Consider the following 16,377-nt stretch of genomic DNA (forward strand, 5'->3'; position numbering starts at 1 on the left):
AGATCGGGCAACGGCCATTGTCTGGAGAGGATCGAAACTTTTACTTAAATATTTTCTAAGTGTCAATAGCGACCCGGTATTATTTAAGTACGCTTACCAGGTGATAATACCAGGTTGGTAAAGTTTTATCCGCTGATTTTTGTAAAATCTTTACACAGCCTAGCACGCTTGACATTGATTGCAAGGGCTACGATCGCTAATTGTTGGGTCAGCCGACTGCTGCTTGCTAGCAGGTGCCCGGTAACCGCAGCATTCCGTGAAATTACAGACTGCTGGCAAGATACACGCGCGATCGCGATCCCAAAACATCACCCCAATAGATTGATTATGATCGCTGAGAGTCTGGCACGACCTCGGCCATTGTGCTCAACCACTTAAGCCTTATGGCCCAAACATCTCTAGTATTTTCTACACGAGATATTTCATGCAGGCTGGGGCGATCGCCTCGATCGGCAAAACCTGCACAGCCGCATTCAAATCAGCAGCAGCTTTCGGCATCCCGTAAACTACTGAGGTAGCGCGGTCTTGGGCGATCGTGTGCCAGCCTGCCGATCGCAAAACTTTGAGCCCTTTAGCGCCGTCTTTGCCCATACCGGTTAACAGCACTGCCACCCCTTTGCCCGGCCAGTATTGAGCGACACTCTCAAAAAAAGTGTCCACTGAAGGGCGGTAAGGATATTCTAAAGGTTCTTTCGTATACTTAAGTGTTAAATTCGATTGTAATACTAAGTGGTCGTTAGTCGCGGCAATTATCACCTTACCGACTTCCAAAGGTCGATCGGCAACTGCGACACTCACCGCCAACTTACTTTTTTGACTCAGCCAATCTGCCAAACCAGGAGCAAACTCAGCATCTACGTGTTGGACGATCGCCACAGCCGCCGATAAATTGGCAGGTAAAGCCGATAGCAGAGTTGCCAAAGCTTGGGGCCCGCCAGTCGAAGAGCCGATCGCCAGCAGCGGCGGAGTCAGGCATTTGGGAGTTGCGCTGTGAAATAAAGAAGTCGAGTTACTTTTACCAATCAATCTAGCGACTTTAGAAATAGTTTTTAACAACTCCATACCGCCGCTTGGGGAATTGCCCATCAACCCCAAAATTGGCGTATTAATAGCATCCAGAGCTCCATATCCCATAGCTTCAAAAACCCTGCCCGCATTACCTGTCACCGAAGATGTCACTAGCAGAATCGCGCAGGGAGATTGCTTCATGATCAGGCGCGTCGCCTCAACACCATCCATCACCGGCATGATCAAATCCATCAATATCACATCCGGTGTATTGCGGGCGCACTTGGACACAGCTTCGGCCCCATCCGCCGCTATCCAAATAATTTCATACTCCGGTACCGTCACCAAAACTCGGCGCAAAGCTTCAGCAGCAATCAACGTGTCGTTGACGATCGCTATTTTCATGTTGAAATTGCTCATAGTTAATTAATTTTCAGTTGCGGGTAGTTGTCGAAGTCTGCCGATCCAGTTTCTTAGGCTGTGGCCTTTTCTTTAAAACTGAGATATTGCACTATGGTCAATAAGCCTTTTATGAACAGGCAAGATGCCTGTTCCACAAGAGATGAATTTTTTTGTGGAACAGGCATCTTGCCTGTTCCTGAGAATGGTGCTCGTCGGTCAGTTAAAACTAAACTTGTAGACGGAGGCAGCAAACAGCTTCTCAATTAGCGATCGATACTGTTGGGTTAACACTTTTTCGGGCCCGAAGATCCCCCTAAATCCCCCTTAAAAAGGGGGACTTTGAGTGCTTCCGGTTCCCCCCTTCTTAAGGGGGGCTAGGGGGGATCTCCGGGTTCGGAGCCAAGCGTATTGAATTACCGATTGAATTACGAACTATCACGCACCCTACGACTATTCATACCACATTTTGGTCGTATTTTTAGTTTTTAATTAAAAAACTTAACCCGAGATTTTTTTTCAAGCCTCACCGATTAAATCAACCACCGCATTTAACAGCGTATCGTCGTGAAAACTGCTTTTAGTTAAATAATAATCCGCTCCCACTTCCAATCCTCTGATTCTATCTTGCTCGCGGTCTTTGTAAGAAACAATAATTACCGGAATCGACTTTAGGGCCGAATGATTTTTAATTTGACTAACCAGCTCAATCCCCGTCATGCGCGGCATATCAACATCGCTAATTACCAAATCAAACTGCCCGGTACGCAGAGCATTCCAACCATCCATACCATTAACAGCTATTTCTACCTCATATCCTTGATTTTCTAAAAGTTTGCGCTCTACTTCTCGAACAGTAATTGAATCATCTACTACCAAAACGCGCTTGCGAGTTGTTGATTCAGCAGTTTGTTCGGTTTTACTAACTTTCTGTAACTGACTTTCAGCCAGCAGTTTATCAGTCGATCGCACCAAATCTTCAACATCGATAATCAGCACCGGCGTACCGTCTTCCATAAAAGCAGCCGCGCTGATATCCGCTACCTTACCCAAACGCGGATCTAAAGGCCTGACAACTAAATCGCGTTCGCCCAGAAACTTATCCACAGCTAAACCATAACTGCTAGAGCGATCGCTCACAATGATCACCGGCAGCAAATCCAACTTTTCAGGTGGCGCAGCTAACTCCAACACCTGATAAGCTGTCACCAAACCAATATTTTGGTTGTCAAGAGTAAAATACTGTCGGTTTTCGGCGATCGCAATATCAGCAGACTCAACCATCACAATGCGATCGATCCGAGTCAGCGGAAAAGCATAAGGTTCCCCCGAAATTTCCACCAACAGCGTCCGAATTACCGACAGAGTTAGCGGCAACTGCAAATGAAAACTCATACCTTTTTCCGGCATAGATGTCGCCCGGAGAATGCCACCAACCTCCTGCACCATACTTTGCACAATATCCAAACCAACACCGCGGCCCGAAATTTCCGTCACTTGACTAGCAGTAGAAAAACCAGGCAAAAACAGAAAATCCATCAATTCCGGTTCAGTCAATTTCGCAGCCATTTCCGCACTTACCATACCTTTCGTGACAATTTTTTGGCGGAGTTTTTCCGGTTCTATTCCTTTTCCATCATCCGAGACGGTAATTGATAGCATCCCGCCCCGATGTGCAGCTTCCAGTCGGATCGTACCTTCAGCCGATTTTCCCGCAGCCAAACGTGCGTCTGGGAGTTCAATACCGTGGTCGATAGCGTTACGCAAAATGTGTGTTAGCGGTGCTTCTAATTTTTCTAAAATATCTCGATCTACCTGAGTAGATTTGCCAACAACTTCAAATTTCACTTGCTTACCCAACTGTCTCGCCAAATCTCTCAGCATTCGCCCAAAAGCTGAAACGCCGTCAGCAAACGGTCGCATATTGCTGGCAATAACTTCTCGGTACAAGCGATCGGACAAGTTGGCAGAACGGCGGGCAAACAGTTCTAGTTCGTTGAGGCGATCGGACAAAATATGGCGGCAATCATTAGCTTTTTTGCGAGCACTGCCGAGATAATCTTCCGAGCGCTGATCTAGAACAGAATCGCTTAAAGATTCCTGCAATTTTTCCAACAAATTATAAAGTTGCCCTTGGTTTTTTCTCAGTTTTAATAATGAATCAGCAAACGGTTGCAGCCATTTTGCTTCTACTAAAGATTCGCCCGCCAAACCCATAATCCGGTTTAAGTTTTCCGCATTGACTCGTACTACGCGGTCAGTGGTTTTAGGCTTTTGAGCATTTTCCCTGAGATTTGAAGGTGCAGGTTTTGCGCTAACAATTTTAGTCGGTCGTTGCTCTACAGCTACTGCTGTAGAATTGGCGACGGGGGAAATTTGACCGCTATTCTTTGTGCGTTGGGAAGCATTATCTTGAGGTTTTGGTTGTGGTGTCGGGGTTGTTTGGGGACTCGTTGCTTCGGCAGATTTTTGTGAAACAACTGCGGCAGTTGTTGCCGATTGTTTAGTTGTTAATAATTCAAGAATCTTACTTATATCTGCGACAATATTATCTATTTCTGCCTCTTTTTCTGCCAGCCAAGCTTCGATTTTCAGTACCGGAATTTCCTGCATATTTACCAGAAAATTTACTCCGGCGAGCAGGGTGTCAATTTGACTGGCATTTAAGCTAGATTTGTGCTTCTGAAGTGCCACAAATGTATCTTCTATCGCCTTCGCAAGTTTAACAACTTCATGGAACTGAACTATTCTGCCAGCACCTTTTATTAAATGAGCGGATTTAACAAGGGAGTCTAAGTCTAAATATTCATTGGGGTCATTTTTGAGCGAGAGTAAAGTTTGGTTTAATAGTATTGATTGTGCTTCTACTTCTCCGGCAAATAAAGCTAACATCGATAAATCAGTTTTAAGCAACCGAGTTTCTGGACTTTCAACCTGTGGCAAATCGGGCAATATTTCATGAGGAATATCAGAATTGAATTGTACGTGGTCTGTTATTTCTGCGGTAAAATCAACAGGTAATTGCGGCTCCCATTCCGGCAGAATTTCTGTTTCAACAATGGTCTCTTGTTCTATTGTTTCTGCTTCATCTGGGCTGCCCAAATCTAATTGTTCGTTATTGATAATTGCTAAGATGGCAGTTTCTAAGGTTTCAATTTGCGATCGATTAACCGGGAGCCAATTTTCGATCTCGGTTTCCGGAATCTGGCTGATTTGGGCCAAAAGGTCGATCGCCCGCAGCATCACATCAATCTTATCAGGTGAGTCTAGGGCGATCGAGCCAGCCTGCGCCGCCACAAAGCAATCCTCCATCACGTGAGCGATTCGCACAGCAGCATCCAGTCCCACAATCCGCGCCGCGCCCTTGAGCGAGTGGGCCGCCCGCATCAAAGATTCCAGTTCAGCCGGAGAATTAGGGTTATTTTCTAATACCAAAATGTTCTCATTTAATACTGCTACTTGAGTGTCCGCCTCCATGCGAAATAAATCCATCATGGAGAAATTGCTCATATCTTGATTGCTCATTTTTTATTAGTCCTTAATTTATTCCAACCCACTTTCGCCCGGTTTTGTTCATGTAGGCGCGAATTCCCTTCGCCCGTTCTTCAACCCGCGGAGGCGGGTTTCGTCTGTGTAGGCGCGAATGACCTTCGCCCGCTTTTATTCGCCAGATTCCATTCACCCAATGCCCAATTCCCAATGCCCCATGCCCAATTCCCAATGCCCCATGCCCTATTCCCAATTCATTAGATAATCTTCTTATTCAACGTATAAAACAGCAAATCATCATCGAGATAACAAACACTTTGCCCCTGCCAACTGATAATCCCTTTAGTATAAGTTTCTGGCACTTTAGAAACAGTAGATGGAACATTTCTGATTTGTTCCGGGAGAATGCGGTGAATGCCGTAAATTTCATCCACTCCAAACACCCAGCGGCTGCCTTCTCTCTCAACAACTACCATCCTTTCGTAAACAACAGGACTAATATTTTGTCGGCTAGCATCTGCTGCTTCCAATCCCAAAAGTGCTTTTAGCGAAATGCACAACTGAATTTCGCCGCGAATATTCACCAAGCCGATAAGTATATTATTACTGCGGTGTGGCAAAGTGTGGATAACAGAAATCTGCGTCACTTCCTTAAACAGCGCCGCCGGTAAAGCCAACCATTCGCCGTTAAGCCTAAAAATACCTACAGATATAGTACCCGCAGCCGTGACGGCGTTAGTTACTCCTTGACTCGATCGCAATAAATTAGTCCACTCTTCCAGATATCCAGTCGGCAATTCCTGTTCCAGCAAACTCCGGCCCGCGTCGGAATAGACTGGACAGTTGCGGCAGTGAATAAATGTTTTTAATTGAGGACAAGTGCGATCGCCCCCAACTCCGATCCGATTCCAGCAATCATCAGTCATTCGATTTTAGATTTTAGATTTTAGATTTTAGATTGTAGGGTGTGCACCGCGCACCAGTTTGTAGTTTGTAGTAGTTTGTAGGGTGTGCACCGCGCACCAGTTTGTAGTTTGTAGCGTGCGCACCGCGCACCAGTTTGTAGCGTGCGCACCGCGCACCAGTTTGTAGCGTGCGCACCGCGCACCAGTTTGTAGCGTGCGCACCGCGCACCAGTTGATTTAAGTGACATACTCCCACATCAACCTGAGTACAGGTATGATGTGGGCTTCTTAGCAGCCCGATGAAGGGTATGCAAGATTTCCTTCGCGGTACTGTCGTCCATAGTTCCTACTACAGAAAGATTCCCGCTACGGCGTTTTATTTTGGGGAAAATGTCCAACCCCAATTTCTTCAAATTAATCGAAGCGTTGATATCGCGATCGACCATTAAAGAATGTTGCTCGTCCCAATAGCTTCGCATACCGCAATCGGTGAAAACGATTTCATTCCGATAGCACAGAAGCATTGAGGTATAAGCAGGTTTTTGCGGAACGACGGCTGATCCAGCTTTTTCGGCTATGTATTCCAGCGTCTTGAAAAATTGACCAAACGCAGCATCCAGCCAAGACTTGTTTAGTCCTGATTTGGCTGATTGACCGTTTGGGAGGTAGTTACCCTCATCGTCTTGCTTAACTTTATTCCGCTTCGTTAAGCCTTTTAAGTTCAAATCTTCGTGAAAAAAGAATTTAGCTCCAGACCTGACAAGTTTGTGAGCTGTTTTATAGTGGAAGTCTTGGCGAGAACGCGCTATTTTTTGGTGCTGTCTCGCTTCTTTTTTTGCTAATTTCCGTCGGGCGCTACAGCCACGCTTCCGCTTATTCCGCTTTTTTGAAATGCGGTCTAACTTAGCTTGGTTTTTGCGAAGCGGTTTCAATGAAGGCAACTTTTCGCCCGATGACGTTGCTAAATAGACATCTTCATGCAGCACCGCATCTAACCCAATTGAGTTATCCCAGTTTGGGGTAACTTTGTCAGAAATAAACTGGGGTACTGAAGCGTCTTCAAGCATTATCTGGGCGAACCAACCATCAGCCTTTCTAGTTACACTAATTTGCTTGACGGTAAATCCATCGGGGATTGGGCGGTGCCTCCGAACTTTTATCACGCCCAACTTCGGCAATCGGATATAAAACCAATTCTTGCGAACCAACTTAATCCAATCGCTGTTAGCCGTAGAAAAAGTCATCGTCCGGTAATCAGCTTCAGTCTTGAATCGGGGTTTACCCGATCGACCGCCTTTACTATCCCCTACTATAAACCGTTCAAAGGCTTTATCTACTCGTTTAGAAACATCTTGCAGGATAGTTGAATCTACCTGCTTGAAGTCCAATAGCTCACCACTGTGGAAGACTTTTACTAGGTCTTTTTTGAGGGCGGGCAATTGTTGCTTTTGAGAGTAGTAGTTGGGCTTTTCGCGAGGCGCAGAGATGCTAGCAACCAATGGACAAGCATTTATAGCAGTGCGGTTTTTTTCCCACCAATCAAATCGATCGCCTAGCTGTCTGTTGTACCAATAGCGACAAATTCTCAACCAATGGTTGAGGGTTAATTTTTGATTGGTGTCGGGATAGAACTGATACTGATACGTTACTTTCATTGCGCTACGACCTTTACGCATTTGCTGGTCATAAAAATACCAGAAAATACTAGATAAAGTCAAGTAGTAATTTAATAATTGTGTCGAGTAATGATGCTAGCAGATAAAGATTTGTTGATCTCGTCATCCACACCTTCATTGCTCGCCCGCTATGCTGACGAGGACATGAAGATGTGGAATCCTCGGTTCACGCGCCTTTCATCCCACACTAATCGAAGCGATATAGTGTGGGGATTCCCGTCTGACTAGCTAAAAAAACCGACTCGATCCGCCGACTCCCTATTTACTTTAAAAACGCTAGCATTTCGTGGCGTAAACCGAGTGTAGCATCATTAACTTGCCCGATCGCCCCATTGATATCCCGGAGCGCCGACGCAGTTTGCGAAGAAGCCTCACTCAACTGCACCATCGCCTCGCTAATTTGCACAGCACCCTGAGACTGTGCATCCATCCCCTCATTCACCTCTTCAAAACGCGGAGTCAAAGCTTGCACCCGCTGGATAATCGATTCCAACTGCAAACTAATAGTTTGCACATCTTCCACCCCGCGGCGCACCTCATTAGTAAACTTATCCATTTCCATCACGCCAACACCCACCGCAGACTGCATTTCTTTAACCATATTTTCAATATCCAAAGTAGCCACCGCCGTTTGATCTGCCAGTCGGCGAATTTCCCTAGCCACCACCGCAAAACCCAACCCGTACTCTCCCGCTTTTTCCGCTTCAATAGCCGCGTTGAGCGAAAGCAAATTAGTTTGATCTGCCACCTTCGTAATCGTCGTGATAATACTGTTAATATTATTAGCTTTTTCGCTAATAACTCCCAATTTACCCGAGATCGCACTGGTAGAATCTGCTAATTTATTCATCGTGGATTCCATGCGACCAATTTCTTGTTTACCGCCGCCGGCAGATTGAGCAGCTTGGTGGGACATCTCCGAAACTTCATCCATTGTCCTCGCCAGTTGCATAGCAGTAGCAGCAATTTCTTTAGCCGTGGCTACTACTTCATTAGTCGAAGCCACTTGTTGATTCATCGTCGCTTCCAATTCCTTGCCGGAGGAGGCAATTTGGTTCGTAGATCCACTAATTCTGAGGCCCGACAGATCTATTTGATTTTCCAGAGTTTGGGATACCGTACTCGTGAGAAACAGTCCAAACAGTCCAGCCGTTAGCGGCCCGAGAATCATGCCCAAAATTACCCAGAATGTGGTTTGACTAATATCGTTTTTAGACTGCTGTTTAGCTAGTTGTCCCGTTGTTTCATTGATTTTGAGGTCTTCCAAGATTAAGTTAGTAGCTGATTCAAACGAGGATCGATTCGCTTTGGCGCGATCGCTCAATTGATTGTAAAACGCCCCAGCCCTTCTAGCAGCCTCGATATCGGGCGACTTAGTATTCCCTTGGCCAATCAGTTCGATCTGCCTTTTAAATGGGTTGAGAATTCCTAAACTCTCAAATCTTTTATTTAAATCTAAAAAAGCTTCGTGATTTTTCTTCCAGATATCCCATTTAGCCTGCAATTCTTTGTATATCTTATCTTCCTCCGCAGTTCTGGATGTGGTTTCATACTCTTTGAAACCCTCATTAATCTGCTCCCAAGCTTTCTGAATTCTCGTCAACTCACTTCTCCTTTCCTCTGGGCTGAGTTCCAGATCCAGTAATGCCCGTTCCGACGACTCAATTTGCGTTTGTCCTTCATTAACTTTCCACAATCCACTAACGCTCGGCAGGCTATTGTTAGCTAGCGTATCAATATGTCCACCTAGCCGATAAGTGCCACTCCAACCAATACAAGCCACAGCTAAAACAATCACAGCTAGAAAAATAAATGCAGCATTCAGGCGCTTTTTAAAACTGATATTTTTAAACATTTTCTACATCCTTATTGCTTACTTTAAACCGAGAAATTTCTTGACGCAAACCTTGAGATGCCTCATTTAATTGAGAGATAGCACCGTTAATTTCGCGCAATGCGCCCGCCGTTTGCGACGACGATTGACTCAGATACACCATCACCTCGCTAATTTGCTGAGCGCCTTCCGATTGAGCCTCCATACTCTGATTTACCACTGAAAAACGCGGAGTGATAGCCTGCACCTGCTCGATAATTTCAGTCAGTTGCCAGCTCACACTTTCCACATCCTCAACGCTATCATTTACTTCTTCAGTAAACTTGTTCATTTCCGTCACCCCAGTAGAAACTGCTGCCTGCATTTCTTTAACCATTTTTTCAATATCTAAAGTAGCAACAGCAGTTTGATCGGCTAAACGCCGAATTTCTCTAGCAACTACAGCAAAACCCATACCATATTTTCCTGCTTTTTCTGCTTCTATGGCAGCATTCAAAGAAAGTAAATTAGTTTGGTCAGCTACCTTGGTTATTGTAATAATAATTCGACTAATATTATTAGCTTTTTCGCTGATGTTGCTAAGTTGGCTAGAAATAGAAGTTGTGGCGGTTGATAATTCCCGCATGGTATTTTCCATGTGGCTTAAATTCCGCTGACCGCCCTCTGCTGCTATTGTGGTAGTTTGGAAGGTAGAAGTAATTCCCTGCATTGCTTGCTTCAGTTGTCGAGAAGTAGCAGCTATCTCTTTTGTAGTAGCTTCCACCTCTCTAATCGAAGCTGCTTGTTTGGCGATTACTTCCTCCAATTCCTTGCCAGAGGCAGCAATCTCATGAGAGGAAGCAGTTACTTGAAGGCCAGAATTTTGTACTTGCCCGATCAAGGAACTTAGGCTTTGAGTCATGCTTTGGAATCCGGCGAGTAGTTTGCCAACTTCTCCCTGATAATTTGCTGAAATATTGGCAGTTAAATTGCCCGCCGATACCTCTTCTGCAACTTTTACTGCTATTCCCAAGGATTGCGCGATATTCCGGATAATTACCCAAGAAATTAACACCCCAACTCCGACAATAATCAAAGTGCTCGCCCCAGCAAAGTAAGTTGAAAAAATTTCAGCTTCCTGGGCGAATTTCTTTCTTTCATCCAAGAATCGATTTTCAGTTTCTTTGATTTCTGTGATTTTACCCCTCAACTTCGCCATAATTTCTAGTCCTGTTCCAGCACTTACTATTTTTTTTACCTCCTCTTCTCGACCAGATTTGCGGAGTTGAATAGTTTTTTCTAAATAATCGATTCTTTCTCTAATCAGGATTTGCAATTGACCGAGTTTTTCTTGTTGTGTCGGATTTTTCATCTTCTCTCTCAACTCTGCTAGTTGCACGTTAATGCTTGCATTTGCTTCATTGTATGGCTCTAAAAAATTCTCTTTTCCCGTGTACAGATAGCCGCGCTGACCAGTCTCAGCTTCCAGCAAAAGCATATCTAACTGTGCCAATTCTTGCAAAATTTTATGGCTCGAAGTAACGTTATCTAAAGACTTAACTAAAGTATTTTTAGTGTGTTGTGCTACAAGATTCCCTATAAGTATTAAGGTAAATATTGTGCCAAACCCCCTCCACAAAATTTGTTGAATAGTTGACTTCTTCTGCACTGAATTTACCTCTTTTTTGCCTGCTACAAATAACGAATAAAATTTGATATTTTAGAGTTTAGATACTGACGAATATTGGGTGTGAGTAACTATCAATTGACTTTGAATCGCGAAATTTCGTGGCGCATCCCGTGGGCTGCTTCGTTCAAAAGGCCGATCGCACTATTGATTTCCCGCAAAGCATCAGCCGTTTGCAGGGAAGTTTCGGCCAACTGCGCCATAGTTTCGCTAATTTGCTGAGCTCCTTCCGATTGAGCTTCCATGCCTCTATTTACCGAATCGAAGCGGGGAGTGAGAGATTGTACTTGCTGAATAATTTCGGCTAATTGCACGCCGATGTTACGAATATCTTCCATCCCTTTGCTGACTTCATGGGAGAATTTATCCATTTCCATCACCCCAGTAGAAACGGCTGACTGCATCTCTTTAACCATGTTTTCAATATCGAGTGTGGCAACGGCTGTTTGGTCGGCTAGGCGGCGAATTTCGCGGGCGACGACGGCAAAACCCATGCCGTATTCTCCGGCTTTTTCGGCTTCGATCGCTGCATTTAAGGAAAGTAAATTAGTTTGATCGGCTACTTTTGTAATCGTGGTAACAATGCTGTTGATATTGTTGGCTTTTTCGCTAATGATTCCGAGTTTGTTAGAGATAGAAATGGTAGCATTTCCCAAGACTTTCATGGTATTCTCCATGCGAACTAACTCTTTTTGACCTGTGCTAGCTTCGCGGGCAGTTGACTCTGCCATGTGGGAAACTTCATCCATCGTTTTTACGAGTTTACCACTGGTGGCTGCGATTTCTTTGGCAGTAGCTACAACTTCGTTGGTGGATGCTGCTTGTTCGTTGACTGTGGCTTCTAATTGTTTGCCAGAAGCGGCTATTTGGGTGGCTGATGAAGTGATTTGTATGCCCGATGTTTGCACTTGTTTGATTAATCCGGCCAAACCGCGATTCATGCTGCGGAAGGAGTTCTCCAATTTGCTAATTTCGTCTTTGGTGTCGCTGACATGAACTTCTCCTGTTAAATCGCCGATCGACATTTTCTCTGCTACATCCACCACTCCGGCAATTTTAGCCCCTAACGGTTTGGCGATCGTATTGCTAAAGTACAGTCCAAACAGTACGGCCGTTAAAGGGCCCAGCAGCGTGCCTAAAATCACCCAGAACCGAGTTTGACTGATATCTTCGGTGGCAGCTTTGCCTGAGTCTGCTGCTAATTGGCGATCGTAGTTCAGGAGTTCCAGCATTCCCTCTGTCGCAGCTTGAAATGTAATTACTTTCTCGTTCAAAGCTTTGTCGTTCATTCTGTTAAGCACCTCAACTGCTGATGCAGCAGTTGCTAGTTCAGGTGATTTAGTTTTACCCTGTTTGAGCAAATCAATTTGGATTTGCCGGGGATTGACAATGCCTATTCTTTCATATTCTTTATTGAGTTCTTGGAATTCTTTGTGAGCCTCAGTCCACTTTTGCCACAGCGGTTTAAATTTTTGATAAAGTTTGTCTTCTTCCTCGTTGCGCCCAAGTTTATCGTACTCTTGAAAACCTTGATTTATCTGATTCCAAGCATTATTTATTCTCGCGATTTCTCGGCGTCTTTGGTCAGCATTGATTGCTTCGTTGAGCAGCATCCGATCGGAAGACTGCACCTGTGTTTGTCCTTCGTTGATTTTCCACAAAGCGACGGTGCTGGGATAAGCATCGTTGGCGATCGATTTCAGGTGCCCGGATAGCCGAAAATTTCCGCTGGCGCCGACTAAAGCTACAACAAGCACGATCGCCCCCATGAACACAAACGCAGCGATCATGCGTCTTTGCAAAGTCATATGCTTAAAAATATTGTCCATGCTTCGATTCTCAGTTATTACCAGAAAGAATTGGTTGAAAGCCTCTCCCTTTGAGGGAGAAATTAAACTCAGACTATTAATTACTCCAATCCTCTTCCTTGTAGGTAGAGGTCGCCCTCAACTGTCAACTGTCAACTATCAACTGTCAACTGTCAACTGAATTCTTAGGCTATTTTTCCATTCGCTGAATGCGCCGGCGGACGATCGCAGCACCGGCAATATCTCCTCGCTCTTCTTTGAGCAAAGCTAGGTGAATTAGTCCTTCATAGTGATCCGGCTTGAGGTAAGTTGCTTTTTGGAAAGATTGCTCAGCTTGTTGGCGATCGCCCCTTGCTTGGTAAACTTGGCCCAATAAGACGTAAGCGTCAGCATTCGTGGGATTTTGACTGAGGTAAGTTTCGCACAGTTTGGCCGCTTCCTGCAATTGTCCGCGATCGGCCAAACGTCGCGCTGCGTCTAAATCCGCACTCGCAGACTTAGCAGGATCTGGTGGTGGGGCGATCGCCCGAATTGGCAAAATCCCCGAATTCTCATTCTCTCTCGGATATTTTTGATGGGAAGTAGAGGATTTACTGTTAATACTTGGCAACTGATCGTTGCGAAGATTTTCCCTATTTCCCGCGTGTTTAAACTCTCGAACAATCCGCGAATAACTGATATTAGTCGGCTCTTTTTTGACCTGAACTTGCGGGCTGTATGGAATATCTGTTTTGCGGTAAGCAAATGCTAGGGAATGACGCACCGAGACAAATTGAGGAGGCAGTTTCTGCCCGCTTTCTGAGTGACCCAAAAATAATATTCCTGTTTTGTTTAACAATCGATTTAACAGTTGAATGGTCTGATTTCTGCCTGTTTGATCGAAATAAATTAACACATTGCGACAAAAAATTGCATCGTAAGGAAGTTGGTTAGATAAAAAATAGCTATCTAGAATATTACCCTGAATAAAATTAACTTTCCTTCTCACCAAGTCGTTCAACTGATAAAGATCTCCCGGCACCGGAGTAAAATAGCGATCGCGAAAATCTAAGTTTTTGTCGCGGAAAGAGTTTCTGCCGTAAACTGCGCGCTGGGCTTTTTTGAGAGCAACTTTGCTGATGTCTGCCGCATCGATGCTGAAGTTGATCGGATTTAAACCAGCGTCTAGTAGGGCGATCGCGATCGAGTAAGGTTCCTCTCCCGTCGAACAAGGAAGGCTCAACACGCGCAGGGTTTTGCCGGGATTTTGTGGAAACCATTCCGAAAGCGCGTAGCGGCTCAAAAAAACAAAAGGTTCGCGATCGCGAAAAAACCAAGTTTCCGGTATCACTACAGCTTCGATTAATTCTTCCAATTCTGGAGGGGATGTTTGCAATTTTGTCAAGTAAATACTGATATCCGTTAAACCGCAATCTTCCATCCGACGGTTTACGGCTCTAGTAATTGTATTAGAACCAATAGTCAGGGCATCTAAACCAATTGTTTGTCTGAGTAGAGCTTCAATTGCTACTTGTGTCATTGATTTTAGCTCGTATGACAGTTGACAGTTGACAGTTGACAGTTGACAGTTGACAGTTGACAGTTGACAGTTGACAGTTGACAGTTGACAGTTGACAGTTGACAGTTGACAGTTCCAATTACCAATTACCAATTACCAATTACCAATTACCCATTGCCAATGACTAATGACCAATTACCCATTGCCAATGACTAATGACTAATGACCAATTACCCATTGCCAATGACCAATAACCAATAACCAATAACCAATAACCAATAACCAATAACCAATGACCAATGACTAAATCTCAGTCTTCCTGCTGGGGAAGCAGATAAGTTTTTTGGGATTCAGGCAGCAGATGTTCTACCCTGACAAATTGAATCATACCGCGATCGTCTGCAATCATTTCTCCCAAATAAGGAGTGCTGTCAATCTTAATGCCGGGACTAACAAATTCGGTTTCTGGTTTGTCGAGAGTTTCTGTCACCCGTTCCGCCATCAGCCCTAAAATTAGGGGGCCGTGCAAACTGTGGTTGTTCCCCTCAGAAGTATTGGGAAACTGGCAATTGACTAAGACAATGCGCGTGCTCAAGTAAGCGCGGGCGGCCGTCCCCTGTATCATTTGGCACAAATCAATGACCGGGACGAGATGTCCTCGGTAGTTAAACAAGCCGGGAATGTATTCCGGCGCGTTGTGGAGTTTTTTCAAGGTGACAGTGGGAACTACTTCGACTACGCGCCTGCTATCGAGGGCATAGCGATCGTCCCCGACATAAAAAAGTAACATCAACATAGGGATACCATTGGAGATTTTAGATTCTGAAAGTCGGTCGAAAAAGCATTTTCAGAAATTTCGCTTAGTTTTGCAACAATTACGATTCTTTTGGAATTCTAGAGCTATCTTGGAAAAAGTGTATTTTCTGGAGACTCAACTTCTATGGGTTGGTTTAAAAGACTGTTTGGAATGGAAAAGCCTGAAGAGCAGGCTCAACCGATGGCAGAAGTAGTACAGCAAGCTGCCGAAGCACAATCGATTGCTCCTGCTAAAGTCGGCCCAGACGGAAATTTTGACGAAAGCGGCCTGGCGAAGCGGGTGGCCTTGGCTTTTGACGGCGATTCAGAAGTTGCTGATATCGAGACTGTTTGGGTTGCTCAGCTCAGCGGCACGGTTGTTCTCAAGGGTCAAGTTCCCAGTCAGGAAGTTCTTGACAAGTTGGTGGCCATTGCCTCTGCTGAAGAGGGTGCGACGGGCGTGCAAACCGATCAAGTGACAGTCGGGTAGTTCTTCGGATCTCGATCCGTTTCGTTCTGAGTACGATCGAATTAGTCAAAGCTCGATTAAACCCGCTATGGCGGGTTTTTTCCTGCCTTCTCACCCTCAAAATATTAATTTTTGTAAGTAAGCGCGCTTTAGTTAAAAAACAGTATAATTGAATACAGAAACTAAATAAGTTTTAGGTAACAAAAAGCAAACCTGACCTGACCCCGCCCAAAAACGGGTACAAGCCGGGACACTCATGAGGGTCGATCGCAAAATTTTAGACGAAAGTCCCAGCTACCAGATTCATCTGTGAAGTAAATCTAAAATCGACTGACGATCGTTTTTATCTCAATATAAGGATCGAAAAATATGAAACTCACTTATCGCGGTGCCAACTACGAGTACGACATTCCGACAGTGGATATGATCGAAGGGGAAGTCGCGGGCAAATATCGGGGTCAAGACTGGAACTATCGGTATCCGAGACACCTGGCTGTCCCCAAAAAATACGGCGGTATCAACTCTACCACAAAGCGAGATTTTCAAGCCCAGCAGCAGGTCACAACACCTTGCGCGGCGGTTGAATCTGCACCAACTGCTGCGGATTTGGCGCAAGTTCACCGATCGCATATTTGCAGTATTCTCGATCGACGGAAACAAGTAGCCACAGCCAAAGGTGATGAAAGATTACTGCGCTTGCTAGAAAGAGAGTGGCAGCAAATGGCTTGTTAGGAAATAGATTCAGACAACAAAGCGTTTGTTAAGAAGGGGAAGTTGAGTTAAGCTCAATTTCCCCTTTTTGGTGTTGGTTTGGCGACGATTTTGCACCA

General features: G+C 44.9%; 11 protein-coding genes. 2 read left to right on the forward strand and 9 right to left on the reverse strand.

Annotated features, from left to right (window positions below):
* Positions 1–408 precede the first annotated feature (408 nt).
* The 9 genes from JGK11_RS09610 to JGK11_RS09650 all read right to left on the reverse strand — a co-directional run bounded on the left by JGK11_RS09610 (position 409) and on the right by JGK11_RS09650 (position 15,079).
* On the reverse strand, positions 409–1,428 hold the full coding sequence (locus JGK11_RS09610) for a chemotaxis response regulator protein-glutamate methylesterase (protein WP_293183954.1): 1,020 nt from the start codon (positions 1,426–1,428) through the stop codon (positions 409–411).
* A gap of 498 nt (positions 1,429–1,926) precedes the next feature.
* The gene (locus tag JGK11_RS09615; RefSeq protein WP_293211403.1) at positions 1,927–4,932 is read right to left on the reverse strand and encodes a hybrid sensor histidine kinase/response regulator; all 3,006 of its coding nucleotides are present in this window, start codon (positions 4,930–4,932) and stop codon (positions 1,927–1,929) included.
* Positions 4,933–5,153: 221 nt separating this feature from the next.
* Complete coding sequence (locus JGK11_RS09620; protein WP_293211404.1) at positions 5,154–5,822, reverse strand: chemotaxis protein CheW; 669 nt, start codon at positions 5,820–5,822, stop codon at positions 5,154–5,156.
* A gap of 236 nt (positions 5,823–6,058) precedes the next feature.
* Positions 6,059–7,456 (reverse strand): transposase, encoded by a 1,398-nt coding sequence (locus tag JGK11_RS09625; protein WP_366035292.1) that lies wholly within the window; start codon positions 7,454–7,456, stop codon positions 6,059–6,061.
* Between the two features lie 283 nt (positions 7,457–7,739).
* A complete protein-coding gene (locus tag JGK11_RS09630; protein ID WP_293183948.1) occupies positions 7,740–9,332 on the reverse strand; it encodes a methyl-accepting chemotaxis protein in 1,593 nt (530 codons plus the stop codon).
* Complete coding sequence (locus JGK11_RS09635) at positions 9,325–10,959, reverse strand: CHASE3 domain-containing protein (protein ID WP_293211405.1); 1,635 nt, start codon at positions 10,957–10,959, stop codon at positions 9,325–9,327. The genes JGK11_RS09630 and JGK11_RS09635 overlap by 8 nt, the downstream gene beginning before the upstream one ends.
* Positions 10,960–11,051: 92 nt before the next feature.
* On the reverse strand, positions 11,052–12,806 hold the full coding sequence (locus tag JGK11_RS09640; protein WP_293206711.1) for a methyl-accepting chemotaxis protein: 1,755 nt from the start codon (positions 12,804–12,806) through the stop codon (positions 11,052–11,054).
* A gap of 169 nt (positions 12,807–12,975) precedes the next feature.
* Positions 12,976–14,304, reverse strand: coding sequence for a CheR family methyltransferase (locus JGK11_RS09645; protein ID WP_293211407.1), 1,329 nt, complete (start codon positions 14,302–14,304; stop codon positions 12,976–12,978).
* Positions 14,305–14,593: 289 nt separating this feature from the next.
* Positions 14,594–15,079, reverse strand: a complete 486-nt coding sequence (locus tag JGK11_RS09650) for a chemotaxis protein CheW (protein ID WP_325315537.1) — start codon at positions 15,077–15,079, stop codon at positions 14,594–14,596.
* Positions 15,080–15,223: 144 nt separating this feature from the next.
* Here JGK11_RS09650 and JGK11_RS09655 point away from each other — a divergent pair, with 144 nt between their 5' ends.
* A complete protein-coding gene (locus JGK11_RS09655; protein WP_293126189.1) occupies positions 15,224–15,568 on the forward strand; it encodes a BON domain-containing protein in 345 nt (114 codons plus the stop codon).
* 348 nt (positions 15,569–15,916) lie between these two features.
* The gene (locus JGK11_RS09660; protein WP_293206709.1) at positions 15,917–16,279 is read left to right on the forward strand and encodes a DUF4278 domain-containing protein; all 363 of its coding nucleotides are present in this window, start codon (positions 15,917–15,919) and stop codon (positions 16,277–16,279) included.
* Positions 16,280–16,377 lie beyond the last annotated feature (98 nt).

This window comes from Microcoleus sp. PH2017_34_RAT_O_A (assembly GCF_020737885.1).
Lineage (GTDB): Bacteria > Cyanobacteriota > Cyanobacteriia > Cyanobacteriales > Microcoleaceae > Microcoleus.